The organism is Peribacillus psychrosaccharolyticus ATCC 23296 (assembly GCF_000305495.1).
Taxonomy (GTDB): Bacteria; Bacillota; Bacilli; order Bacillales; family DSM-1321; genus Peribacillus; species Peribacillus psychrosaccharolyticus.
The window spans coordinates 1-18801 of record NZ_AJTN02000022.1; the positions used below are offsets into that span (position 1 = coordinate 1).

General features: G+C 38.0%; 16 protein-coding genes and 2 pseudogenes. 3 read left to right on the forward strand and 15 right to left on the reverse strand.

Annotated elements, in window-relative coordinates:
• Positions 1-1032: 1032 nt before the first annotated feature.
• Positions 1033-1911, forward strand: coding sequence for a GNAT family N-acetyltransferase (locus WYK_RS03055; RefSeq protein ID WP_040373134.1), 879 nt, complete (start codon positions 1033-1035; stop codon positions 1909-1911).
• Between the two features lie 228 nt (positions 1912-2139).
• Here the strand turns inward: WYK_RS03055 and WYK_RS03060 are convergent, their stop codons facing one another.
• The 9 genes and pseudogenes from WYK_RS03060 to WYK_RS25410 form a co-directional block, all read right to left on the reverse strand.
• On the reverse strand, positions 2140-4242 hold the full coding sequence (locus WYK_RS03060) for a methyl-accepting chemotaxis protein (RefSeq protein WP_040373135.1): 2103 nt from the start codon (positions 4240-4242) through the stop codon (positions 2140-2142).
• 171 nt (positions 4243-4413) lie between these two features.
• A pseudogene (locus WYK_RS03065) lies at positions 4414-5585 on the reverse strand (YhgE/Pip domain-containing protein).
• A gap of 22 nt (positions 5586-5607) precedes the next feature.
• Positions 5608-6261 (reverse strand): TetR/AcrR family transcriptional regulator, encoded by a 654-nt coding sequence (locus WYK_RS03070; RefSeq protein ID WP_040373136.1) that lies wholly within the window; start codon positions 6259-6261, stop codon positions 5608-5610.
• A 171-nt stretch (positions 6262-6432) separates the two neighbouring features.
• Entirely contained in the window at positions 6433-6531 is a 99-nt protein-coding gene (locus WYK_RS26250) for a CBS domain-containing protein (RefSeq protein WP_152526391.1), read from the reverse strand.
• Positions 6519-6887: a CBS domain-containing protein gene (locus WYK_RS03075; RefSeq protein ID WP_051387286.1), complete on the reverse strand. Its 369-nt coding sequence runs from the start codon at positions 6885-6887 to the stop codon at positions 6519-6521. The genes WYK_RS26250 and WYK_RS03075 overlap by 13 nt, the downstream gene beginning before the upstream one ends.
• 628 nt (positions 6888-7515) lie before the next feature.
• The gene (locus tag WYK_RS03085; RefSeq protein WP_040373138.1) at positions 7516-8271 is read right to left on the reverse strand and encodes an SDR family NAD(P)-dependent oxidoreductase; all 756 of its coding nucleotides are present in this window, start codon (positions 8269-8271) and stop codon (positions 7516-7518) included.
• 81 nt (positions 8272-8352) lie between these two features.
• Positions 8353-8454: pseudogene (locus WYK_RS25955) on the reverse strand (topoisomerase DNA-binding C4 zinc finger domain-containing protein); the annotation flags it as partial.
• Between the two features lie 148 nt (positions 8455-8602).
• Positions 8603-9913, reverse strand: coding sequence for an acetamidase/formamidase family protein (locus WYK_RS03090; protein ID WP_040373139.1), 1311 nt, complete (start codon positions 9911-9913; stop codon positions 8603-8605).
• Between the two features lie 156 nt (positions 9914-10069).
• On the reverse strand, positions 10070-10720 hold the full coding sequence (locus WYK_RS25410) for a hypothetical protein (RefSeq protein WP_235782424.1): 651 nt from the start codon (positions 10718-10720) through the stop codon (positions 10070-10072).
• 187 nt (positions 10721-10907) lie between these two features.
• On the opposite strand from WYK_RS25410, the gene WYK_RS23160 reads away from it, so the two are divergent.
• A complete protein-coding gene (locus tag WYK_RS23160) occupies positions 10908-11738 on the forward strand; it encodes a helix-turn-helix domain-containing protein (RefSeq protein ID WP_051387287.1) in 831 nt (276 codons plus the stop codon).
• Positions 11739-11777: 39 nt separating this feature from the next.
• On the opposite strand, the gene WYK_RS03105 is transcribed toward WYK_RS23160, so the two are convergent.
• From WYK_RS03105 to WYK_RS03130, 5 genes are all read right to left on the reverse strand, one after another.
• The gene (locus WYK_RS03105) at positions 11778-12362 is read right to left on the reverse strand and encodes a hypothetical protein (protein WP_040373140.1); all 585 of its coding nucleotides are present in this window, start codon (positions 12360-12362) and stop codon (positions 11778-11780) included.
• Complete coding sequence (locus tag WYK_RS23165; RefSeq protein ID WP_051387288.1) at positions 12346-13104, reverse strand: hypothetical protein; 759 nt, start codon at positions 13102-13104, stop codon at positions 12346-12348. The genes WYK_RS03105 and WYK_RS23165 overlap by 17 nt, the downstream gene beginning before the upstream one ends.
• 24 nt (positions 13105-13128) lie before the next feature.
• Positions 13129-13911, reverse strand: coding sequence for a hypothetical protein (locus WYK_RS25250; protein ID WP_201647835.1), 783 nt, complete (start codon positions 13909-13911; stop codon positions 13129-13131).
• A 273-nt stretch (positions 13912-14184) separates the two neighbouring features.
• Positions 14185-15177, reverse strand: coding sequence for an HNH endonuclease (locus tag WYK_RS03125; protein WP_040373141.1), 993 nt, complete (start codon positions 15175-15177; stop codon positions 14185-14187).
• Positions 15178-15246: 69 nt separating this feature from the next.
• Entirely contained in the window at positions 15247-15570 is a 324-nt protein-coding gene (locus tag WYK_RS03130) for a nucleoside triphosphate pyrophosphohydrolase (RefSeq protein ID WP_040373142.1), read from the reverse strand.
• Positions 15571-15708: 138 nt separating this feature from the next.
• Here WYK_RS03130 and WYK_RS03135 point away from each other — a divergent pair, with 138 nt between their 5' ends.
• Entirely contained in the window at positions 15709-16116 is a 408-nt protein-coding gene (locus WYK_RS03135) for a (deoxy)nucleoside triphosphate pyrophosphohydrolase (RefSeq protein WP_040373143.1), read from the forward strand.
• 25 nt (positions 16117-16141) lie between these two features.
• Here the strand turns inward: WYK_RS03135 and WYK_RS03140 are convergent.
• The coding region (locus WYK_RS03140) for a DUF3427 domain-containing protein (protein ID WP_040373144.1) at positions 16142-18801 on the reverse strand (2660 nt) is incomplete at its 5' end.

The window sequence follows — 18801 nt, forward strand, 5'->3', positions numbered from 1 at the left end:
CGCGCTTTCATTCACATAATCAAAAGGCGCATAGTATATTTCAAGTTTCTTCTGATCATCTTTTTCTAATAAAAATGGCTCACTCTTGATCATTTCATCTGTAAAAGACCGCGGTAATGAACGAATTAAATTCTTATATTTAGTAAATGCAGAAAAATTCACAATCCCCATGACACTCTTCACTCCTACTCTGAACCTCATCTTACCATAGCCGAAAAGAAAAAGTTAAAGAAGCTTACCTATATTCGAAATACTAAAACCCAAAAAATTGAAACTATTTTTCGACTATAACGTATAGAAGTGTAGCAACCCATCATGAAGGGAGTTACATACTATGCCTACTTGTCAAAACTGCAGGGAAAAGTGGAAATGGAAACAAACGTTTACAAGAATGGTTACAATGGACACAGGGATGAAGTGTCCTTACTGCCATGAAAAGCAATATATAAAGACTAAAACAAAAAAAGAAACAAGCTAAGCTTGATTGTCGTTCCCATCATTATTCTTCTTTCCATTTTATTTAACATTCCAGTTTTACCCACATGTTATCTATTAATCGGAACTTTCTTGTTAATCCTCGGAATCTACCGATTTTAATTGAATTATCGAATGAAGACGAACCCATTTGGTAATACATGGTTCTATAATTCTCCAGGGCACTTTAAACGGTTTAGTTATCTATTTTATAACTAAGCCGTCTATTTTGGTGTCTTCTGACATGCACCATGCACTCCAGATTCCTTAAGAAGAGTTTGCCTATTTCCTAGATTACCTTGTTTTGAATATTTCTCTTATGAAATAGTACACTACTTTATTAAGAGCGTTTTGTTTAATGACAATAAAGTTTTTTGAAAATCGGGGCAGGTTCCTCTCCCCCAAGTTGTGCATGTTTGTTTAGTCGTGAACGCTATAAAAAGGAAAGTCACCAATGAAGTTTAATTATGCTTACCTTTTTTTCAAAATAATGATAGATTTGATGTATAAATGGTAATAAATTCTAAGTCCAGACTTGCTATCTTAAGGGGGAATAACATGATTAAGATTAAGAAGTTAGTAGATTGTTCAATAGCGGAAGCTGTTACAGCTTGGAACCAAGGGTTTGAAGGATACTTTATTGATGCAACGACTACTCCGGAAAAGTTTATCACAAGGATGTTTACTGAAGACCTTTCACCTTCTCTATCCATCATCGCATTTGAAAACAATGTACCAATCGGAATCGTAATGACGGGTTTAAGAATAGTTGACGGTAAAAAAATAGCTTGGAATGGAGGAACTGGAGTCAGCAAGGAATACAGAGGAAAAGGAATCGGAAAATTACTCATCGAAGCAAACCTCTTAAACCTAAAAGAAGAGAGCGTTAGTCTAGCAACACTTGAAGCAATAAGTGAAAATAAGAACGCCATCTCTCTCTATAAAAAGATGGGTTATGTTATCGAAGATACTGTTGAATTCTTAACTCTTAATGGGAAGCAACGCCAAAATCCCATAAGGGAGTTCAACCATAACTATACGGTCGAACGAGCAGCACCACAGCAAGTTGGTCAACTACCTTTTTATAAAGCAACGAATCCATGGCAGACACGATGGCAAAGCGCCAAAATCGGTGAAGGCATCATCGTAAAAGATGATCGTGCTGATGTACTTGGCTACGCTTATTACCATAGGATTTATAATAACCAAGGGGAACATACAAGTACCACGATGTATCAGTGTGAGCCGAAACCCGGAGCTGATACTGAAGAAATTATTCATCGATTGGCAGGTACTATTTTTGGTGATTTTAACGATGATATCATACGAACAGTTCCTAATTTACCAATTAATAAAAGTGAAAAAACCTATAGCGTTTTAAAGCAGATAGGTTTTCAAACAACCGCTCAGCAAGTGTATATGCTGAAAGAGTTGTAATCTATTACTATAACGGAAAAACAATGGAGGCTTTTTAAATGAGTAACGAGAAACTTAATCAAAGTTAAGGTAAAGTTAACAATATTGCTTTTGTGTTCGTTTGTTCAGGCTTAGGTGCATTTTTAGGAATAGTAGCTTATGTAAAAGATTGGTTATGATTCTAAAAACTTTCTAATTACCAAAGAAAAATAGCACTCCTTTTCGGAATGCTATTTTTTGTGCTCTTGTTTAAGATAGCTTAAACCGGTCAACGACTTCTTGTAGTTCTTTTGCAATAGTATTCATATGGTTAACGGAATCGGCTACTTTTTCTAGTTCTGCTTGTTGATCAACAGCTGAGGCGCTTACTTGTTCGGCGGAAGCAGCTGTTTCTTCTGAGATGGCTGAGATACTTTGAATAGCTGTCATGGCTTGATTTTTATGCTCTAGCATATTGTTGAGTTCTGATACTAGCTGACTAATGGCAGTTGCACTGTCTTGAGCTAGTTTATGATTATCTTTAAACGCTGTCTCGGTATTATGGACAGACTCATTTTGTGCTTTCATTAACTGGACGTTGGCCGCAATCATGGAAACGGTTTGTTTTGAATCCTCGACGATGCTCTCTACTGTTTGCCTGATGACTTCCGTTTCATTTTTTGACTGCTCTGCTAGTTTTCTAACTTCCTCTGCTACGACTGCAAAGCCTTTGCCATGCTCACCAGCTCGAGCTGCTTCAATGCTCGCATTGAGTGCAAGTAAGTTCGTTTGATTGGATATCCCTTGAATCGATGCAATAACTTGATTAATATTGGCGATATTTGACGTTAGCGATTCAATTTGATTTTGAACTTTCTCATTCATTTCATTGCTGGCTGCATTATGTTCACGCAATCCCTCAATTTCTTTCATCCCTTTTTCTGTTGTTTCTCGAGTTTGAATCGACAACTTGTCCATTTGTACGGACAGAACGGTCAATGAGTCAATTTGATCCGAAAGGCCAACCATTCGAGAACCGGTTTCTTCTGTATCGATCGATTGCCGAGCGGCACCCTCCGCAATCTCATTCGTTGCAACTGAAACTTCTTGGCTCGAAGCAACAATTTCATTAAATGCCTCATTCACCTGTGTCGACGATTGATTAAGGACAGTGGATGAATTCAACACCGTGTGTATGGCATCATTCGTTTTATCCAGCATATTGTTATAGGCTGCTGAAACAGCACCAATTTCATCCTGTCTGATATATTTTTCATCAATCTTTTTCGTTAGATTTCCTTCCGCTGCTGTTTCAATGGAATCCCGTAAAAAGGTCAAAGGATTTAATGCTTTATAGATGAATCTTGCAGTGGCTGCAGCCATTAACACAACCATGATAATTGCTGATAATCCATTGACAAAAATAATGGCATTAAAAGTTTCTAAAATCTTCGAGTTGGGCAAAACCAGTTGTACTGACCATGTCTCGTCAATCCCCTCAATCATCATCGGTGCAAAAGCATTAAATGCTTGTTCTCCATAGGTTTTCGAATCCACATAGATACTTTCTGGCTTTCCGCTATCGAGTGTCTTTTTAACGGAGTCCCAATCAATCGAATCTTTCATATAAGTTCCGTTCATTTTTTCCTTATTACTATTTACGGAAATCATTCCGGACTCGGTAATGATTGAGGAATACCCGCCGTCTGGTTTAATCGTAGTAACAAGCTCCGTTAAATAATCAATTGAAATATCGGCAGACAAAATGCCAAAAAAGGTTCCGGTCGAGTCAATGAGTGGAACGGATAATGTAGTCATGGACATATTTTCTCCATTTACTTCTTCCTCATAGGGCTCTGTCAATATAGCTCGTTTTTCTTTTTTCGGAACCCAGTACCAGTCACCTATTTCTTCGGATTCATATCCCTCTAAAAAACTGACATCTACTTGGTCACCATCTTGTACTAAATAAGGAATAAACCTATTACTATCATCAATTAGAGCTTTAGATATGGTCGGTTCTATTTCAACTGAATTATTTTCCAAGATTGCATAAACAGCAAAAATTTCATCGTTGTCAGTTAAATTGGCCTCCAGCATATCGATAACTTCTTCTGCTGACAAATTCTTCTTCTCATGCATACTTTCAACGATATGCTTCGTAGTCAGTAGTCTCTCATTGACATTATTAAAGTGCTCACTCATTTTCCCAACAGAATACTCAGCGTTTTTAACCGTTGAACTCTCTGCATCTTCTACGCTTTTATCGTTAATCATCATACTCGTTACCACTGAATAAGCTAGAAACAGTGCTAAAAATAACCCTATAATTATGGAAGACAACTTCCATACAATACTCTTTGACTTCTTCATAAAACTAAACCGCCTTTATAGTTAAAATAAATATTCTCGACTATGATGTGTTTCCTTTCTGGTAAAATAAAAAAATTATTCATCTATAATATCGGATTTTTAAATTATTTATTAACCTAAAAAACACAACAAAAAAAGACAGCCGTAAAAGCTGCTTTCCGAACAACATATTTAGCTATCTAAATGAGGTTGTGATTGTTTATGTGATGATTTCAGTTTTAGGCTAGAAACTAGTATAACTAGACCACTTACGATTCCAATCCACATAAGGATAGTTACTGGAGAACTCCAGGTTAATCCTTTACCGAAGAAGAACAGTTCGCGTAAGCCTTCTACCATGAACCCCATTGGCAGCCACGAATAAATCCAATCTCGATAAAAGGAAGACATCATTTCCGGGGCCATTGCAAGCAACGGTGCACCAAAGAATAGCATTAAAACAAAAATCGGGATTCCTTTAAACCCTACTAGGGAAAGGACCGCTAATATCATTAAGAGAAAGCTAAAACTCGTTAGTGATAGGAAAAGTGCTGTATCTGCGAATTGGGGAATGTTTAACCCTAACATACTATCTGCCAACCACGTTAGTCCAAATCCAATGACCAGCGAAATAATAGCTCCCATTAAAATTTGAACGATCTTTGCAGCAAGGTTCTCCTTTACGTTAGCAATGGGTAATTTACGAACAACCATAAAAAGAATTGCTGCACTCGCTAGACTTGCCATCCATAATGGCTGAAATAAGGAAACCGGCGCATTGCCGTTTGCACTATTCGTACCAATCTCATTCACATTCGTAACGGTTTTGGTAATAGGAGCAACGAGGCTTTCCGCTTGTTTAGCCGTTAAGGCGGCCCCTTGTTTGTCAAATTCATTCAGAAGTTGTTGACGAACCGTATTGTTCATATTGTCAACGACACCATTCAAGATTTGTCCAGCCATGGTTGAAGCAGCGGTATTCATCCCCTGATTAATATATAGTTGAACCTCAGGTGAAGAAGGTGCTGGTGTTCTTAATGATACCTGCTTAGCACTGAAATCTTTAGGAATGGTCAATGCTGCATAATACTTTTGATTAGCCATCCCTTTTTGTGCTTCCTCTGCTGTTTTAACGTTAACCCATTTCACAGCTGTAGTTGAATTCTCTTGAATCATATCTACGATGGTTTGACCCATGTTCATACTCGGCTGATTAGGAATTTGCACGCTTTGGTCTTCGTTCACAATGGCGATTGGTAAATTCTTCGGTTGCGGCTGAACAGATGGGAAAAGTGTTAATGAAAAATAAAGACGACCACCAAAGCGATTATGGGTGAAAGGACCACCAATTTGTTTTTAAATATAGCCAAGATTTAACCTCCCCATTTATTTTTTTAAGCCATTCATGATAAAATCAATCACTTCATCTAATTCTGCCTCTTCATCCGTAACGAAGTTGTCAGTAAGTAAAATGAAACGAGAGGTAATATAGCCAAATAAAAACGTTACGAACATCCGAAGAATAATAGGTGATGCTTTTTCAATCAACTCTCCGCGCTCTTTAAATTCCTCAATGATTTTAATGAAATGTTGAACGAGTATTTCAGAAACTAAAGGCTTAAGTTCTTGTTTAAACTCCTCTCGATACATAACTTCTTTTACAAGAACTTGAAATATTTCTTTGTTTTCTTTAATAAACTCAATCCGATTTTTAAGAAGTCCTCGTATAAACTGTTCAAATGTAGCCGGACTTTGTGACATTAATTCACTAAAAAGTTCTTCAGCCATACGAGGAATTAAATCCTTTAGAAAAGGCAAGGTGATCGAAAGCAGTAAATTATCCTTCGTTCCGTAATGGCGAAAGATCGTGGCCTCCGCTACCCCAGCTTCTTCGGCAATTTCGCTGGTTGACGTGTTGGCAAACCCTTTTTCTGCAAATATTTTAATGGCTGCATCTACTACTTTCTGTTGTTTGTCTGTTTGTTTCTTCGAGATTTTAGCTTGGGCAATCATTTCATCAATCAGATTCTTTGATGGCATTCGGTTCACTCCTAACAAAATGTGAGTAATCACTTACAATTTATTTTACTTTCTTTTTTGAGAAAGTCAATATTAATATGTTGCTTCTATTATTTACGAATCAGTTATTTTATCTTTTCCCATAATAAAAACGGACAGCCATTTTGCTGTCCGTTTTTCGTCTCAACTCTCTTAGTTGATATCGCCTAATAGTTTTTCTCTTAGTTTCTTGATCATATCTCCACGACTTACAATCCCTACTACTTCGTTATTTTTATTTATAACCGGGATCTTTTTGAATGATTATTCGCAAGAAGTTTGAGCACCGATTCTAACTCGTCATCTTCATTGACGGTAATAACTTTCTTACGCATCGCCTGTTTAATAGATTGGTTTGCAGCTTTCGACAACGTATCATCCAGATCATCCGTATAACTTAAATAATAACCGAAATACGAAGTATGTGTTTTAGGTTTCAGTGTTCTTAATACATCACCGTCAGAAATAATGCCGACTAACTGGTTGTTTGTATTAACGACAGGAACACCACCGATTCTTTTCTCTACCATTAATTCTAATAGTGTTTTAAAATTTTCATTTTCCTCTAATGTAAATACGTCAGTTATCATAAAGTCTCTAACTCTCATTGCTGATTCCTCCTCATATCTTTGTTGAACGTAATCAATTTGGTTTAGAAATAGAAATCATTTTAAAATACCTATATATATAGCTTACTAAAATAAAAAATTCCTCGCTAATGATTTTTTCCATTTTATGAAGAAAATTATTACTCATATACACTTTTTAATGCTATTTATATCCTTTTAAAGAGAAGTTTACGATATAATTAACAGAAGATTATGAGTATTAATGTAAAGAAAGCAGGGATAAAATGAAGTTTTGTATTCAACCTTCAAGCAGTGATTCTATGTTTATAAGAAATGCTCGTTACGCAATGATATTCTTTGGAGTATCTCTTCTATGGCAACGACTATCAGTGGATTACATTTTATGGGTGCAAACCGTTATAACTACTATTCTTCTTTTTCTTCTTTCACTATTATTTGATTGGGCTCAGACTCCATATCAATGGAATAAGAAAGACAAAGAAAAATAACTGCATAGAACAAAAAAAGGTATGGAACAAACCTTCTTTAACTTTTGGAAAGTTGTTCTGAATTGAAACAGGAAATGGAATGACTATCGAATGACCATTTATCGTAAACGATAAAAAACGCTTGGAAATGCCCAAGCGTTTTATGCCTCTTAATTCTGTTAATGCAACATAATCGAGCCGCCGTCGACCATGATTGTTTGGCCAGTAATGTATTTACTGTCCTCAGATGCGAGGAATACGGCTACACGTCCGATGTCTTCTTCGGGGTCACCCAAACGACCAGCTGGGATACCCTTTAACATGTCTTCATACATTTCCGGTTGTGCTTTCGCCCAGGCTTGTACACCTTCAGAATTGGCGATTGGAGAGATTAAATTGATGGTGATGCCATCTCTGCCATGTTCGTTCGCGGTTACCCGAGTCAAACCGCGAATCGCTTCTTTTGCTGAGGCATAAGCAGCTTGCGTCGGCTGCCCATTTAATCCTGCACCAGAGGCAAAGTTAATAATGTTACCCTTTGTTTCTTTTAAATGAGGCATAGCTGCCTGCATTAAATAAAAAGTAGGATAGTATCCAGTATTAAATGATAAATCTAGAAGCTCTTTGGTTGTTTCCATAAATGGAACTTGACGAGAAACATGTGCATTGTTAACAAGGACATTTAATTTCCCGTATTTGGAGACAACTTGTTCGACCAATCCCGGCAGTTCATCGTGTTTCGTTAAATCAAACGGAATAAACATGGAATTGGGTGAATGCTGTTGAATTTCTTTTTCAACGATTCGACCTCTTTCTTCACTCAGGTCGACGATCACAACAGTCGCCCCTTCTTTTACCATGGCTTTAGCCATACCAGCACCAATCCCACCGGCACCACCTGTAATTAAGACAACCTTATCTGCTAACTTTTTCAACTAATTCCCTCCATTCCTTTTTACATCTACAGCATATCTCTTATCTAGATAAAAATGCAAGAATATCCATTAAAAGACAAACTAACGACAAAATTCTTCCTCCACTTTAACAGTACTCCGGCAAGTTGGAAAATTACTGCAACCATAAAAACTGCCGTACTTTCCTTTTCGTTTGACCATATACCCGCCACAGCTTTGACTTCATGAGGACTAGTTTAAACAATCTACCCTGCTGTTATTCTATAGTCGATATATAATTAAGGACAAAAGTGAGTGGTTTTATAACTTTATCCTCAAATGAAAAATGCGCATTTTACACATAAAAACCGGTCTAATACGATTGTGAAGTATGACTATACTGATCCTTTATAAGCTGTGTAATCCCCAATTTATTCAGATACTTTACAGGACATAGGAAAGTAATCGTTACGACTCCTGGATGTCTGCCAATTTCGATTGACCCTGTTATGGTTGCACGATTCATCACTTCTGGAATTGTTATCCCAAGAGTTTCCGCTGCCCTCTGCAGGCCGTTATCTGTTGCGTCATTTAAATTCGCTCCGGTTCCAATAAACGAGATGGGCAGCGATTCTTCAAGTTTCGTGACTCCCCATTGATCAGCGACACTACGGGCTGTCTCTCTTTCTTTCATGGTAATCGGCTTGGCCAGATAGGGCAGATCTTCTTCAACTGGTAATAAAATCGGGCCTTCAATCGTCAGGCCTTTGATTACGATGACCTGGAAGGTAACAATCCCAGCCACATCCGCTGTATGGCCAGCGATTTCTCCATCCCCTTGCATCGCATGCATATCACCAAGATAGACACCACCGCCTGGAACTTTAACAGGGCAAATTAAAACCGCTCCCTCGCGCACACGGTTAATATCCATATGCCCGTCGGTCCGATCCGATAATTGCTCCCTCGTTAGCCCGTTTTCATGTAGGGCATCTATCAAAAATTGACCAAAATCGCCTGCGTTGTGCGAGTCAGGAAACGGTCTTGAAGGGGTGGTTCCGAATTGGCCTAAAAATGGACGCAGTCTTGCAACCGTACCGACTAAATCATGTGGAGCAAACGTCACAATTGGATTCTGAACCGAATGTTCAGGCGTTGCCATATAGGTTCGTCCATCATGTGCAATATGTTCAGCTGCCTCTTTATGTAAGGTAACGCCCACGGTTCGATTCGAATCAAAGGCCAGCGTATACCCGTTTGTAAAGATAAATGGCGTCACATCCTCACCACAACTGGCACAACGAATGGCCTCTTGACCGATTCCTTCAATCACCGTCTCCGGATTCTTCGCCCCACATCCAGGACAAATCCCAGCGACAAAGGGATCTCCCTCAAATCGACCCTCTACTGTTTGATCATTTCCTGATGAAGTAGCGGAAGAGGTAACTTGAATAGACTTAATCTTAATCGCAATCGCATCTCCTACCTCGGCTCCCTCGACAAAAACAGGCCTGGTCACTTCATGACCACCGCGGATTGAAGGGGTAATCATGGGTCCCCAGCACCCCGGAGCCGTATTAGCAACAACATGCCCGCCATCCTTTACTGGCCCAAGCATTTCTTGAGCAGGATCTAAGATGCCATTGGTAAATTCATTCACAAAAACCGTTTGCTTTGCTTCCATATCATTTCCTCCTATGCATCTTTCCTTAATTAAAAACGTAAACTAATCACTCTTTACTCATTCTAGTAGAACACCAGCAAATCCTTTTTTTAGCCAAGAATGGACAGTTTACTAGCAAAAAAGAGCCACTTATATGGCTCCGTTCCGAAAAATCTATTACTCACCCTCAAGAGGTGTCAACTTCACCGCGGCCTCTGTCCGAATGACATCTCCTTCGCTTACAGAAAACGTATACGAAGCTTCGCCATCTCTGCCTAGGATTGTGTTCACAGTCATTCCCTCATTGACGAAAAAATTACTGCCTTCTCCAATGGGTGTTGCTTTATATCGACCCTCTGGCAGATCCTGTCCTACCGTATAATAACCGGCCTGCAATGTTCTCGGTTTTCCCTTTGCTTGTTTAACTGCTCCACTTAACGAGGCCAACTCGCCTTCTTTTTCCTTGACCCGACTCTTCATGTCTTTTAAACTTTGCTCTTCTTTTTTCAACAGACCCGTTACCTCCGAAAGCTGTGCCTCAATCTCATCCTTGGACTCAATCAGTGCGTATACGACGTCCGCTTCGTCTACCATCTCAGCTACCTCTGCCTCCGCTGTTTCTTTTTCATTTTCTAGCGCTAAAATAGCTGCTTCCAATTCGTCGATTTTTTCTTTGGATTTCTCAACTTCCTTTTCCAACGCAAGAGCATCCACTTTTTTACTATTTAACGTAACAACTGCTCGAGATGTCCCGATTTCCAATCCGATAAAAAAGATGAGGATCATCCCCAATATAATGCCCGCCGCCCAGATCCAACTCTTTCTCATCAAGATTCCCCCTTGATTGTTGCACTCTTTACTATAGATACAAGTAGATTGATAAAAATAGACCAGCTACTATGGACTACCTAGGGGAATGGGCGCCTCAAAAATATTTTTTATCGATGCTACTTTGTCCGTTTTAATTGGTATATATGGGGTGAACCACCAATCTGACTAGTTGGAGGAATCCCATATGACCAAAAAATCCATTTCGTCCATTGCCAAAACGGATACGTACACATCCCTTTCTACCTTCTCCTCAGTAAACGAGATGAACCTTGCATTGCAGCACTATCAAATAAAGTTCGACGCCGAGCTGACGAACACAGAAAAAACCGTCCTCGTCACCTTGTCACACTACAGTTGTATATACCCTGGAGTCAGTTTTTTGCGCAAACGAAAAATTGGTGAGCTGGTTGGGAAAAGTCGACGAACCATCATTCGTGTTTGTAATCGTTTGGAGACGCTCGGGATTATTCGACAGTATAGTTTAAAACGAGAAAGTGACCTGCTGCAAACCGTAAATGCCATTGTTATTCTACCAACAGACAACGACACAGAACCCCAATTAACCCAGCATGTCACACCCGCACCAGCGAATTTTGTCACACCAAAAAGCCTTATTATTCTTAAGCAAAAGAAAGAGATAAAGAATACGTATATCCCCAAAACTCCTTATGACAAATTCAAGGAAAGGGCCGCCTGCTTTATCTCTAATAAAAAAATCATACAAACGTTATACGGGATTTACCTAGCACAAACTGTCCTACTTAAAACAGCTTTTGATTCAGAAGATATCCTTCATTCCGGTCTTCAATCACTCACGATCACACTCCAAGCCACTAAACAGAAGACCATTCGAAACCTGCCCGGCTATTTCAGCGGCACCTTAAAAAAGCTGCTCAAAGAGCTATATTTCACCACCCTTCATGAACTAGGCTGGAACGAAAAAACAGCAAGCACCCCAATAGGGACACCTGCTGATAACCAAGCCTATACGTTAGAGACGTTCATTTCTCAATAATAGAATCTTGAACAACTAAAATACATAGAAGTATATTGCCTATTCCGGTAAGGTCATTAACTTTTGGAAAATTTCCGTCCGAATTAATTCAGGAGACGTGATGTCTATCAGCGGAATGTCGATGCCTACGGCACGCTGAATTCCCCAGTAACGTTTTTTAGCTTTTTCTAATGGGAGACTAGTCCAAACCTTATCTTTTTGGTCTATTTCAAAAAGATTCTTGTCACGAAACGGATAATAAAATAACCAATGATCAGAAACAGCCGGCATTCTCGTCCATGCTGAGTAATCGTATGTATAACGAATAAGTGAAATAGTCGGATATTCTTCTTGTCCTTCTAAATCAATTTCGACTCCAAACAAGGAACCAGTTCGTAAATCAGGGAGTTTTTCAGAAAGCGGATCATTTTCTACTTGATAAAGCTTAATGAAATCACTTGTCATCCAACCATCCGAATCAGTATCTGACTTCCAACGCAAAAAACGAGGTGTTAGGGTAATATAGCCTTCTTCCTCCCCAATCCGGTCCATTTCAGCAAACAGCACTTCTAAGTTTGCATAAGTTTCTTTCACTATTTCAATGGCAGTCGTGATGTTTTCCCCGCGATTAATTGTTACAGACATATCCAACATCTCCATTCAATAATTTGGTTGGCCAGTGCCAACTTTTCGTATCAGCAGCAGGTTTTTGGAAAAGAAAGGCCTCTTTGGATACTTCTTTTTGCAGCAGATCTTTCGCAAAACCCCTATATCGCATTAACTTTTTCTTTTTCAACAAATGGATTAAGTCAGTAAGAATTAGACTCTCTCCTGGCTGATAACCAGTGGTATCGATCGCAGTCAGCGTTTCTAGTACATCTTCCCAACAGATATAGCCAAGGCTCACCTCTTGTTTAATGATATTTCTTTCCTCTAAAGACTTTTCAACAGCTTGCATCATCTGGAAAGGGGCTAAAAAGACTAAAAAGAGAGGCTTATTGTCTTCCCTAAGATCCAGAAGCATACGTGCATAACGTGCTAATTGGTTTCGACTAGTATCGGAAGTGATTTCAAGATCATTTCCATCCTCAGACGAAATCCCGCTAAAGTATTTTATTTCAATACCAACCAATGCATTGGTCAAAGGGAGTAATAAATCAATTTCACCCTCCTCATGCTTCAGCCAAAAGTTAATCTCTGTATGGCCAGACTCTTTTTGAAGCTCCCTCAACCATTCCTGCTGAACTAACACATCGTTAAATCTGACAGCTGAGAGTACATGTAGTAGTCCTTTCTCAAAAGGCAAATAACGAATGGTTCCAAAAAAATCACCCGTTAGCTGATCCTCCATCGTATGAGAAGCTTTATTTTTAATTTCAGCTAGCATTCTATCACCTACCATTTATAATTTTTACCCATTAATCCAAGCAGCGATAAAGTCCCAATCACGGACCGTTCCATTGTCATTCAGAATACCTAAATAGACTCCATCGCCTTTGCCCACCTGCCATATCGCTTGCGCTGAATTAGGCTTATCCGATATACCCATGATTTTAATATAATGAAAGAATATATCTTTACCTAATCCAATGGTTTCACTAACGTATGCTACTAAATAAATATCTATACAACTTGCTCCAAAATGGCTGGGATCACCGTTTAATATATGGTTTCTTATCAGTTTTATTTGTTCGTTTGGCTCAGCAGCTAACAGCTCTTCCTTAATACTACCAAGCTGGTAAGCAAAGTAACTTCTTTTCTCCCACTGTTTTAATCTTGAAATATCTCCATTCACCTCAACCAGTTTAGTAAGCATATTTTTCAAGTTGCAAACAGTTGGTATTATCTTGGTATGTAGACTTCTTCCTCTTAATGTATTTGGGAGTTTTACTTTAGTGTTTCCTATAGGTGGTATCCTTGAAGATAAATTAGAAGGATCATTAGTAGTCGTTAGATGATACCTAATTTGAAGTGTTGCGCCTTTTCCTTTTGGTGGTGAATAAATGACCTCATCATGATCACTCTTCAGAGCATACATTGCGTCACAGCAAGTTGGCATTTGATGGATTCTCGACGGATAACCGCCTAAATTCCTATGAACATCACCTGAGACAATATCAACATATGGCAGTCCCTCTTCTTTTGCTTCATTTATTAGCCTGACAATTTCATTACGGAAACTCTCACTATTCATATTCTCGCTCCTTTAAAATAAAACTTTTGATACTCCTCACTAAATCTATTAATCAAAATATTTTTATGTGGAACTGAGTAAACAAAACCTTCTCTATAAGCACTAGATTATTTACATTTTTATAATAAAATAACATTTACTGTAATTATATCTTTAAAACATAGTTTGTTCGATATAATCTTACTTTCACCACAAAAAAAGATCCATTTCACTAAAGTAAAATGAATCGTACATTATTATTGAGAATAAAATCATATCAACAAAATAGATCCTTTATATGATTGATTTTGGCACCCATATATCCGTAAACCCATTATCAATAGAAAATTTATAAAGGTCTTGTAATTTTTCAGGAGTGTATACTTCCATGTCTTCCTTGATACCAATCTCGTTTTGGATAAATAAATCATTGCGTTCAATCAGATTCTCCAAATAAAGTCCTGAAGCTAATTTATCGCTCTTTGATAAATTACAGGGTGAACACGCGATAACCAGATTCCAGAGCTGATCAGCTTGAACAAAGCTCCATGGAATGAAGTGATCTACATGTGCAGCTTCCTTTCGTTTAATCGATTTACCACAATAAAAGCATGTCCCATTATAGAATGAAGATAACACGCGGTAGAATTGATCCAGCGAAGATCGTTTCGAAACATTTTCAATTCTAACCAATAAATTCGTTGTATCTCCTTGAGTATTAAACTTCTCTAAAAATAACGCCAACTGATAATTCGTAAGGTATTGAAGGACACGCTGAAATCGCTGCATAAACGAATAATACGAAGGACTAAATCGCAGTTGCTCTATTTTATTATCAAAATCATAGAAGGTTGCCTGTGTATCCCCATATAGAGCACCCATCACATTAATCTTACATTTCCTTTTAACTTTTAGCACAACCTCAAGCTGAACCTCAGGGGAGAGCCTATCAAACACAATGGTCGATGGAATTTGATATTTTTCTTGAATATCTAGGAGAACTTTTTGAACCTCTGACTTTTTATTTACCATATTAATCTGATTTAGTCGATGATGTACAACTAAATTCCAATAGATCTTGGCAAAACTATTAAAAAGAGTCGAATAGGATAGCTGAAGATTCCCATCTACGTTATACAAGTTTTCCAGCAAGGACTTAATTAACACGAATTTATAAGTCGTAGAGTTCTTTGATTTACTAGAAAAAATATAGTTAAAATGACTCCATATATCTTTATCAGTCAGGTATTCTGTTTGCATTTCTCCAACCTGAAGCTTAAAGCTCATCGTAAAACCTCATTTATTTATATTTACTTACTCCGTCTTTCATGGGATTCAATCATCTAATAATTATTTTTATTCCTCTACCTCAAGTAAAAAGAGTTTATCTTTAAATCCGCCTCGTTTCTCAGCTTTTTGAATTCGTACTCTTTCAATTTCCTCAATACTTGAACCATGATACGCTGCAAGGGCATGGATAATCTCCAATACATCTGCCAGTTCTTCTATAGCTTCCTCAGAATTTTCAGTTTCAACATATTCCTGAAGCTCTTCAAAACTTTTCCTCTTTAACTCTTTTATGTATTCTTCTTCATTCAATATTTTTGTGGAAGATTTCTTTCCAGTACTATCGATAATCTCTGGAATTCGGTCACGAACTAATTTATTATAAATAGGCATTGTATCTACTCCTCTATTTTAATAGATTTAGTATACAACAATATTTTACATTTCGGCTGTCGTAAATAGTTTCATTGATAAACAAACTTATAAAAAGGTGCTAAAATAGACATGATCACAGGATACTGGAGGAAACAGATGAAAAAGCTAGTCAAGGTTGTTGCAGCCATTATTGAAAATGAAGAAAATGAAATTCTATGTGCGTTACGGTCACCTGATATGTCGATTCCAAATATGTGGGAGTTTCCTGGCGGGAAAGTAGAAGCAGGCGAAGATCTGGCTTCAGCACTCGAAAGAGAAATTCAAGAGGAGCTAGATTGTATAATTAAAGCTACTGAATTATTTAATGACCATACTCATGAATATGAAACGTTTACCATACAATTACTTTCTCTAAAAGCGAAAATTATTGAAGGTATACCCACAAGAAGTGAGCATTCAAAGCTTATTTGGCTAAAAAGAGAGAACCTTGCTTCATTAAACTGGGCGCCAGCTGACATACCTGCTGTAGAACAACTTATTCGTGAAAACAATCCATCTCTATAATAGAGATGGATTATTTTCACTTAGATCAAACCTTTACCGTAAGCTCCGTATACAAAGCAGCTGGAATTGGATGCTCTAATTTAACCTTTGTCGTTATTGGCTTTTCTCCTTCAAACTCTACAATATCACCTCTACCGATATAGATGTAAGGCTCTGTTTTATTCTTTTCAATTTCTTTGTACTTCCTAACAAATAAATGTAGGTTGACACTCCGCTCGTGATTATAGACAATATCTTTCCCACGTTCTGTTCTTGGGGAAGTACTATTTTGAGTCTCCCACTGTAGGTACTGTTCATTTAGAAGTTCGTCTTTATAATTAATGCTCTCTTTGATATCTGCTTCTTTATGAAGATCAATATAAATAAAGAATTCCTTTCCATTAACAAGTAATCCTGAACCTCGAAACGAGCTATGACTTTTTCGATAATTAGATAATAATGCCGCTTCAGCCATTTGATATTGCTCATATAGTTTAAAATGGGGGACCCCATAATCTTCATCTCTATACTCTTTTTCATACCGGAAGATGCCGTAAGAAAGAACATCCTCAATGTAAAGCCTTTGCTCCGCATTTCCAAGAACATCTGTAAAAGCAGGCGTTTTCCTCAGCTCTCCATTTTGATGAGTAAATAACTTCAACTGTCTACTTTTCTGAGCATCATCATAAAAAGCTTGATTCCAACACTCGAATGCATGAAGGATGCTATCCTCATTCACAGACTTCACATGCTTTAAGATCTCATTATTCGCAATTGCTAGTGTGATCATGTCATTCTCTAATAGATAGCGTGCAATAACAAAATCATAGATCCGTTTTAACGGCAGCTTGCTAGAAAGTTCTTCTAACGCTCCGACGAAATGATCATTTAGTAGCAAGTTCTTTAAAGCAGCTGATTTTTCGGTTTTTGCGACAAACTGCAGATAGCTTTTTTCCCTGTTGATAAATTTAACGGGATTCGGAGCACCATCATATTTAATATAATCCATTAAATAGAACGGAATTCTCCCCTGATTCATTTTCTTAAATTCAAAGTACTCTTCTCGTAAGTACTTTAATGAATTAAAATTTTCCTTATCAATTTGCGCTAAGATCCGTTCCTGTGAGATTTTATCCATTTGAATATGGGTAGCTCCCGGGATATTGGCGAAACCAGTTGCAATCGCAACCTTTAAGCTTTCCTTATCGTAATACCGGCTCCCATTTAAGGCTATCGCAATTAAAAAGGTCTTATTATGATTTCCGATAAAATCAAGGACTGTTAAAAAGCTCTTTCCACTATGCTTACGTAACCCTCTTCCAAGCTGTTGAATAAAAACAATCGGAGAACCCGTCGGTCGTAGCATTAAGACCGTATTAATAGAAGGAATGTCGACACCTTCATTGAAAATATCAACCGTAAAGATAAACTGCAGCTCATCCTGATCATCTTCTAATCTTTTCATATATGTAGCCCTTACATCGACAGAATCGCCGCCCGTTAAGCAGATGCTCGGATATCCCCTGTCCGTAAACTCTGTAGCCATGTATTGTGCATGACTAATATTGACACAAAATCCTAATCCCTTTCGTTTATCCCCATCATGACCATAAAAGTTCATTTGCTCAATGATGTAATCGACTCGCTCATGTACTTTTAAGCGCTTGGCGACTTCATTAATATCATCGATATCAACATCACTCAAATCGACACCGTCAATGTCAGTGATCCCGAAGTAATGAAATGGTACCACCAAATCATCCTCTAGTGCTTCATGTAAACGAACCTCAAGGGCTACATTGTTATCAAATAAGTCAAAGACGTTATTTTGATCACTTCGTTCAGGCGTAGCCGTCATCCCTAAAGTGAATTCAGGCGTAAAATAAGCTAACACTCTTTCATAGCTAGAGCTAGTCGCGTGATGCGCTTCATCAATGATCAGATAATCAAACTCATCAGGACTAAATTCTTCGCAGCACTTTGTAATGGTTTGAATCGTAGCAAATACATAATCTACGTCTTTTTGTTTATGATTACCGGTAAGTAAGCCGAAGGTCACCCCCTGATTCACAATGAGTGTTTCAAACGTTTCCTTCGCCTTTTTCAATATTTCTTCCCTATGTACAATAAACAGGAGTTTTCTTGGTTTGAAGTTCTTTACATCGAACGCTGACATATAAGTCTTCCCTGTTCCTGTAGCTGCCACCACGAGTGCCTTCTTTTGCCCAAAGGAACGAATTCTCGCCAAGTTCTCCATCGCCCGCTTTTGCATCCGGTTGGGTACAATGTACTCCGAGTTTTCATAAATCACCGATTGCATTTTATTAATCGAAACAAGTTTACTTAAAAAATCTTCATACCTTTGGATAAACACCTCATCAGCTACGGTACTTGCTTCCCACAAGTCTTCGTATTCACGCAGAACATCTTGGATAAAGGCAGCATCACATTTAGCCACAATCTCTACATTCCACTCCACATTACTCTTCAAAGCACTTTGCGTAATATTAGAAGAACCAATAATTACCTTGTAACTGTCAATATATTCAAAAATATAAGCCTTCGTATGAAATCCAATGTCTCGGTCTGTAACAAAAACCTTCAAATCAATCTCTGGAAATTCATTAATTTTTCTAAGAGCCTTTGCATCAGTAAAGTTCAAATAAGTAGAAGTAAGTATCTTTCCTTTCGTACTACTTTCTCCGG

Coding starts and splice junctions, on each gene's coding strand:
- WYK_RS03055 (WP_040373134.1), top strand. CDS start 1,033: ATGATTAAGATTAAGAAGTTAGTAGATTGTTCAATAGCGGAAGCTGTT.
- WYK_RS03060 (WP_040373135.1), bottom strand. CDS start 4,242: ATGAAGAAGTCAAAGAGTATTGTATGGAAGTTGTCTTCCATAATTATA.
- WYK_RS03070 (WP_040373136.1), bottom strand. CDS start 6,261: ATGCCATCAAAGAATCTGATTGATGAAATGATTGCCCAAGCTAAAATC.
- WYK_RS03075 (WP_051387286.1), bottom strand. CDS start 6,887: ATGAGAGTTAGAGACTTTATGATAACTGACGTATTTACATTAGAGGAA.
- WYK_RS03090 (WP_040373139.1), bottom strand. CDS start 9,913: ATGGAAGCAAAGCAAACGGTTTTTGTGAATGAATTTACCAATGGCATC.
- WYK_RS25410 (WP_235782424.1), bottom strand. CDS start 10,720: ATGAGAAAGAGTTGGATCTGGGCGGCGGGCATTATATTGGGGATGATC.
- WYK_RS23160 (WP_051387287.1), top strand. CDS start 10,908: ATGACCAAAAAATCCATTTCGTCCATTGCCAAAACGGATACGTACACA.
- WYK_RS03105 (WP_040373140.1), bottom strand. CDS start 12,362: ATGTCTGTAACAATTAATCGCGGGGAAAACATCACGACTGCCATTGAA.
- WYK_RS23165 (WP_051387288.1), bottom strand. CDS start 13,104: ATGCTAGCTGAAATTAAAAATAAAGCTTCTCATACGATGGAGGATCAG.
- WYK_RS25250 (WP_201647835.1), bottom strand. CDS start 13,911: ATGAATAGTGAGAGTTTCCGTAATGAAATTGTCAGGCTAATAAATGAA.
- WYK_RS03125 (WP_040373141.1), bottom strand. CDS start 15,177: ATGAGCTTTAAGCTTCAGGTTGGAGAAATGCAAACAGAATACCTGACT.
- WYK_RS03130 (WP_040373142.1), bottom strand. CDS start 15,570: ATGCCTATTTATAATAAATTAGTTCGTGACCGAATTCCAGAGATTATC.
- WYK_RS03135 (WP_040373143.1), top strand. CDS start 15,709: ATGAAAAAGCTAGTCAAGGTTGTTGCAGCCATTATTGAAAATGAAGAA.